Origin of the sequence: Arsenophonus sp. ENCA, assembly GCF_002287155.1 — a bacterium.
Classification (GTDB): Bacteria; Pseudomonadota; Gammaproteobacteria; order Enterobacterales; family Enterobacteriaceae; genus Arsenophonus; species Arsenophonus nilaparvatae.
The window spans coordinates 1-3,775 of record NZ_NHNG01000160.1 but is presented as its reverse complement, the minus strand read 5'-3'; the positions used below and the strand labels follow the sequence as shown (position 1 = coordinate 3,775).

Annotated in this window: 6 protein-coding genes; 1 reads left to right on the top strand and 5 read right to left on the bottom strand. The window is 43.0% G+C overall.

From position 1 onward, the window contains the following. Nucleotides 1-730, top strand: a 730-nt coding sequence (locus CBG25_RS04315; protein ID WP_290604254.1) for an IS66 family transposase, incomplete at its 5' end; no start/stop codon positions are given. A gap of 36 nt (nt 731-766) precedes the next feature. On the opposite strand, the gene CBG25_RS04310 is transcribed toward CBG25_RS04315, so the two are convergent. From CBG25_RS04310 to CBG25_RS04290, 5 genes are all read right to left on the bottom strand, one after another. Continuing rightward, a complete protein-coding gene (locus CBG25_RS04310; RefSeq protein ID WP_290604838.1) occupies nt 767-1,480 on the bottom strand; it encodes a type IV secretion system DNA-binding domain-containing protein in 714 nt (237 codons plus the stop codon). Between the two features lie 156 nt (nt 1,481-1,636). Next, nucleotides 1,637-1,996, bottom strand: coding sequence for a hypothetical protein (locus CBG25_RS04305; RefSeq protein WP_290604837.1), 360 nt, complete (start codon nt 1,994-1,996; stop codon nt 1,637-1,639). 86 nt (nt 1,997-2,082) lie between these two features. Then, nucleotides 2,083-2,823 (bottom strand): complement resistance protein TraT, encoded by a 741-nt coding sequence (gene traT / locus CBG25_RS04300; RefSeq protein WP_290604835.1) that lies wholly within the window; start codon nt 2,821-2,823, stop codon nt 2,083-2,085. 107 nt (nt 2,824-2,930) lie between these two features. Then, complete coding sequence (locus tag CBG25_RS04295) at nt 2,931-3,143, bottom strand: hypothetical protein (protein WP_290604834.1); 213 nt, start codon at nt 3,141-3,143, stop codon at nt 2,931-2,933. Nucleotides 3,144-3,512: 369 nt separating this feature from the next. Beyond that, on the bottom strand, nt 3,513-3,775 hold a 263-nt coding region (locus tag CBG25_RS04290; RefSeq protein ID WP_290603799.1), incomplete at its 5' end, for a transposase.

Here is a 3,775-nt window from a genome sequence, read left to right as displayed (position 1 = left end):
GTATGGCACCGGCAGTGATGTGCGAAATGTGGAAGATAACACGCCGCACCTGGTTATCTACGACTACCAAGACTCGCGCAGCGGGCGTTGCCCGAGCGAATTCCTGGTAAACTATACGGGGTATCTGCAAGTTGATGGCTACGCGGGTTATCATGGCACGGAAGCTCAACTCGTTGGCTGCATGGCGCATGCGCGCCGTAAATTTGAAGAGGCTCGGCGAGCCCAGCCGAATACCAAAGTAGGCAAAGCCATTTGGGCCTTAGGGTTAATTCAGAAACTGTACCGGATAGAAAAAACGTGTCAAGGGCTTTCTCCTGAAGAGATTTACCGACGGCGACAGAGCGAAGCGCGTCCATTGATGGAGGAGTTTGAAGCCTGGTTATCAAAGACGAAGGTGCTCCCGAAAGGCTATCTGGGTAAAGCCATTGGTTATTGTCAAAAACAATGGCCAAAGCTGATGCGCTATCTGGAGGATGGTCGTTTGAGTATCGACAATAACCGCGCCGAACGGGCGATAAAGCCTTTTGTAATTGGTAGAAAAAACTGGCTGTTTGCCAATACGGAATCCGGTGCCCATGCCAGCGCGCTATTGTACAGCCTGGTGGAAAGTGCACGTATCAATGGACTTAACCCATACGATTATCTTTTGGCGTTGCTGACGGCGCTAAAATACCCAGATGAGGATATCGACTGGAACGCACTACTACCCTGGAAAATCACTTTACCTTAAACCACGCAGCAGCGCACTGTGTGGTTCCAATGACGCTTACGTTTTTTCTATACTGCCATCGACTAAATTAGCGGCATCGGTGCCCTGCACAAAATCATGCAATTCAGCCAGAGAAATGGACAATAATCGCTGTAATAATTTTTTAATCGAACGGTCAGGGTGTGAGCGCATATGCTCTGCGGTGGCGACAAACAAAAGACGAGCGGACATCAGCCAGAATGGGTCACCGCTTTTGGCATCGGGGAATAAGGGCAGCGCAAAGGTTTCAAAATCCGCGCGGTCTTGGCATTCACGCCATAAATCCCAGTTCGGGCAACGTGCATCCATTGGGTTTAAGATAATATCTTTCCCTTCGCGATAAAAATGCGGGATAAAGTTATTGCCTTTATCATAGATAATCGCTCTTTTCCCCTGTTTTCTTACCTGCGTTAATAGGTCATTAATGACGGTGCTTTTCCCTGTTCCCACGGTGCCATGCAGTCCAATATTTTGTTGTTCGCTGTTTTCAACCAGGTGTAAATCGCCAATTTTAAGCGATGAGAGTTTGCCTTTGGCTTTTAAAAACTGATTAATCTCTTTTACCGAATTTGCCAGATAGCGCCCACCGATAATCTCATTTTTCCGCTGCTGTGCGCCTTTTTTACCTAACCACCAGAACACTGCCACAATCAGACCCACAAAGGTAAAGGAGGCGCCACCCCATGCCCAAAAAGCGGCTTCTTTCAATAACACATAAAGCCTGTTGCTCAATAGTGAAATAAAACTGCTTTCAATAAAAACAAGTTAGATACATCTAAAAAACACAAAAATAGGTTATTTTTTAATCTTATATAGGTTATTTTTAATTCAAAAATTGATTATTTTATCATCAATAGCTGGTTTTTTTGTAAGTCACAATTAATTTTGCTATTGAGCAACAGGCTTATAGCAATAAATAAAGTACCTATCGAGGCGTACCTCGCGGGCGGTTTTCTCAAATTCAATCACCTGACCGGTTCTTGGGTTTAACCAGTGAAAGGTGAAGGTGCCGCCTTCACGGGTGCCAATCGCTTCCTGTAGCGGTATGACCAGTTTATCCATTGCCCAGTAAGCTAACCCGTGTATCATCTTCTCAAGCGGGATTTGAACGGCGATGGTGGCAAAAAAGACCATCACCGTGGCGATAATTACCCAAAAAGCCACGATATTGGCAATCTGCATAAACATCGCCACCATGTATTTAATTACCTGACCACCCTGGGTCATGTTTCTGGCATCAAGACTCATGATTACGTTTCCTTAGCAACAGGAAGCCCAATTTTCTATTAAGAGAGTCGTATTTATTGGGCTTTTAATTTAAGACGGGGAAGAAATTAAAGAATATTGGCAATACTTTTTGCTAACTGGTTTTCCAGTTCCGGTTTTGCTTCTTCAAATTTCAGGTTCACCTTGTTGGCATTGGACACAATCCGCGTCTGGTATTTATGGCGGTTGGTGGTTTCGGTGCTGGTCTGCAATTGAGAACCGGAGTTACCCTGTTTCAGACGGGCGGTATCATTCACGGTCACATTATTGTTTTTGCTTAAGGCGCTAATCTGCAAATCGGTGATCATGGTATAATTCACATCTTCCACCATGGCATCCGCTGCTGCGCCAATCAGCCCTGCGGCTAATCCCACGCCTAGTACACCACCGGTAGAATCGACGTTATAAGCCATGGCACTTGCGCCTACCGCTGCGCCGAGGGCAGCACCTTCATAACCTTGCGATAAAAAGCGTTGGGCATCTCTTAAATCCATCTTATCCGCTTTTAAGACATTGGCCTGTATCCAGTAATAGGCGGCATTGGGATTATTCACCACCGTATAGCCTTTGGCCTCAACCGCTTTTCGAATCAGGTTTGGTAAACCCGACATCTCTTTATCGGAGGTATTTTTAATTTGCAGGTAAACGGTTTTCTGAGAAGTAGGGTCTAACCAAATCGTTTCACTCATTTGGGGTTTTACTTCGAGGTTGCGTTTTTTAACCGCCGTACTCACCGCACTACAGCCGGTCAGGGCTAGTGAACTCGTGATGAAACTGACCAAAATTAAACGCTTAAAAGGGTGTGCCATTTTAACAACTCCTTGAATTGAGGTAACAGAAATTTGATCTATCTTTCGATAGATCGTAATTAATTTCGATTAATAGGATTAATTTTCTTTAGATTTATACTCTGGTTTCAGTCGTCTGATTTTGAACATGCTCCATACATATTACCAGCAATATCAGTCCCTCCGACCATAGGTAAACCATTGGCTGGATTATGAGAAAAATCATTGTTATTGACTGTGTAATTTGGATTTTTGATATTTAATGAAATAAATAAAAATAAAATAACCAAGGTGGAAATGATTATTGGAGTAACAAATAACTCATTAAGCCTGTTGCTCAATAGCAAAATTAATTGTGACTTACAAAAAAACCAGCTATTGATGATAAAATCATCAATTTTTGAATTAAAAATGACCTATATAAGATTAAAAAATAACCTATTTTTGTGTTTTTTAGATGTATCTAACTTGTTTTTATTGAAAGCAGTTTTATTTCACTATTGAGCAACAGGCTTATTAGTAAAAACTCCATCATGAGATAAAGTAATATCTAAATATTCTTTTATTAAAATAAGAGGGCACCTCGAAAAACTCAAGATTTTCAATTAACCCTTGGCTTTCATTCTAAATAATTAGATTTTTTTTGATTATCACGTTACTGATTCTATCGCACATTGCCCTGGCTAGGGCCATTTGACCCATTCTGGGCGTCAGAAAGCCACGATGCACGCGCTCTGGAAGTACGCCAACCGCTTTAGGTTGTAACATGCTGCCATCATCGTCATGGCAAAATTAGCGCGCACCTGTCCAATGGTGCGGATCAGTTTTCTACCCATTTGTTCCATCGCCGCAAATGCATGTTCAACCCGTGCCCTAGTCTTTGCAATCCTGTGGTTTCGCCCTTGCTGAGTCTTGGACAACGGTTTGTTTCGATGGCCTTTACGCTGAATCTGGCTCCTATAGCCGTTTGCCT

Coding starts and splice junctions, on each gene's coding strand:
- CBG25_RS04305 (WP_290604837.1), bottom strand. CDS start 1,996: ATGAGTCTTGATGCCAGAAACATGACCCAGGGTGGTCAGGTAATTAAA.
- traT (WP_290604835.1), bottom strand. CDS start 2,823: ATGGCACACCCTTTTAAGCGTTTAATTTTGGTCAGTTTCATCACGAGT.